Consider the following 2534-nt stretch of genomic DNA (forward strand, 5'->3'; position numbering starts at 1 on the left):
TTGCACCTGCTGCTCGAACAGTTCGTGGATGCACCGCTGCGACGGATAGGCCGCCGCCGTCCGGTTCAGCTCCTCCAGCAGATAGGTGCGTTCAGCCGCCGGCAGGATGTCCAGCTCCCGCACCGGCCTGTCGGGAGCCTGCTCCAATGCATCTGCCAGCTGCTCGAGCGCCCGCTGCATGTAGCCGCAGACCCGATCCGCAGAGATTGGCTCCGCCACCTGCGCCGTCAGGCCGAGCGCCTCGCCAAAATCCTCCACCGATAGCGTCAACGGGTAGTTGGTGCGCTCTTCCCCGCCCAGCCGTTCGATGCCGGCCAGGACATCGTCCGTTCCTGAGCCGGACTTGGCCGCCGGCGTGTTGTGGCGGTAGTTCAGCAGCGCGCTGAACAGCGGCGCCGGCGCCGCAACGCCGCTGCAGCGTTGCGCCAGCGCCAGCGAGGCATGTTCGTGCGCCAGCAGCTCGGAAAGCCGCGCATGCGTGGCCTGCACGCTCGCCTCGACCCCGGCTCCGTCGAGGTCGAGCCGCACAGGCAGGGTGTTGATGAACAGGCCCATCGCACGGTCGGCGCCCGCACCCGCATGCATGCGGCCGAACAGCACCGTGCCGAACACCACCTGCTCTCGGCCGCTGCTCAGCGCCACCACCTGCCCCCAGGCCAGATGGCACAGGCTCGCAAGGCTCACCCTGAGCCGCCGCGCCTGAGCGCGCAGCCGATCGTTGAGCGCCTGCGGAAGCATCCGATGCGCCTCGCCGATCCCGCTGCCGTCGCCATGCACCTGGCGAAGCCCGAACGGCAGCGTCGGCTCGTCGATGTCGCCCAGCATCTCCTGGAAGAACGCTTCATGCGCCTTGGCATCGATGCCAAGCCGCGCCTGCGCCACCAGATTGCGGAACGGCTGCGGGACGGCAAGCTCATGCCCGCGTCCCGCCAGCACGGCCCGCACCTCGGCATGCATCACTTCCAGCGTCGTGTGATCCCCGATCAGATGATGCAGCAACTGCAGCAGCAGCCAGCGCCCGCTGCCCGGCTCGCGCGCAATCACGAAGCGCATCAAGGGCGCCCGGCCCAGATCGATGCGGTACTGACGCGGATCGAACCGCCGCTTCAGCTGCTCGCGACCGGAACCGCCATTCTCGTCCAGCTCGACCTCGGTCACCTCCAGCGGCGCGCGGCGCCACACCACCTGGGCCGGGCGCGACAGCCCTTCCCAGACAAACGACGTCCTCAGGATATCGTGCCGATCCACCACCCGCTGAACCGCGGCAAGATAGCGCTCCAACAGGTCACGATCGGCAAAGGCCATCTGTGAGACCAGCAGGTAGGGATCGCCCGTTGCCGCCAACAAATGATGGAACAGGATGCCGTCCTGCAGCGGCGACAAGCCATAGATGTCCTGGATGTTGGCGACCCTGCCCGGCACCGTGGCGACGACCCGGTCGATCTCTTCCTGCGTCAGCTCGATCAGCGGCAGCATCCGCGGCGTGATCGCCGTGCTGTGCTCGTCGATCAGGTTGGCGGGCACCGCCACCTCGCGATGGCTGCCAAGGCTTGCGGCCAGATCGCAAAGCACCGGCCTGGCGAACAGGGTGCGCACCTCGACCCCGAGCGACAGCCGCCGCAGCCGCTCCATCAGCTGCACCGCCAGCAGTGAGTGGCCGCCGAGCTCGAAGAAGTGGTCGTGGCGCCCGACCCGCTCGACACCGAGAAGCTCGGCCCAGATCTGCGCCAGCATCGTCTCGACCTCGCCGCGCGGCGCCTCATAGGCCGCCAGCGCATAGGCCTCATCGGCCGGCGCCGGCAGTGCCTTGCGGTCGAGCTTGCCGTTCACCGTCAGCGGCAGCGCCGCGATCGGCACGAACGCCGATGGCACCATGTAGTCCGGCAGCCGCGCGCTTAGATGCGCGCGCAAGGCGCCGGCCAGCCCGCCTCCATCGCCCTCGTCCGAGCCGGCCTCGGGCGCGCCCGCCACATAGGCGATAAGATGCTTGTCGCCGGCGCGGTTCTGGCGCGCCACCACCACCGCCTCGCGCACCCAGGCGTGCTCGCAAAGCCGCGCGGCGATCTCGCCGGGCTCGATCCGGAAGCCGCGGATCTTCACCTGCTCGTCGTTGCGGCCCAAAAACTCAAGATTGCCGTCCGGCAGATAGCGCGCCAGATCGCCAGTCCGGTACAGCCGGTCGCCGTCCACAAACGGGCTGGTGATGAACCGCTCCGCCGTCAGCTCCGGCCGGTTCAGATAGCCGCGCGCAACACCCGCCCCGCCAATGTAAAGCTCTCCCACCGCCCCAAACGGAACCAGCTCGCCACGAGCGTCGAGCAGATAGATCCGCGTGTTCGCAATCGGACGCCCGATCGGGACGTTTGTGGAGGTGGCGAGCCCGGTCGGAATATCATAGAAGACGCAGCCGACGACAGCTTCGGTCGGGCCATATTCATTCACCATCCTGGCCATAGGCTGGATGCTGCGCCACAACGAGACCGTTGAATGCGAAAGCGGTTCCCCGCCGATAATAAAGGTGTCGACCTGGCTCG

1 protein-coding gene is annotated in these 2534 nt (G+C 67.9%); it reads right to left on the reverse strand.

All coding sequences use genetic code 11. The annotated features are described in order from the left end of the window. Positions 1-2534, reverse strand: a 2534-nt coding sequence (locus QJT78_RS50120; protein ID WP_281460825.1) for a condensation domain-containing protein, incomplete at both ends; no start/stop codon positions are given.

Source organism: Bradyrhizobium sp. Mp27 (assembly GCF_029953005.1).
Taxonomy (GTDB): Bacteria; Pseudomonadota; Alphaproteobacteria; order Rhizobiales; family Xanthobacteraceae; genus Bradyrhizobium; species Bradyrhizobium barranii.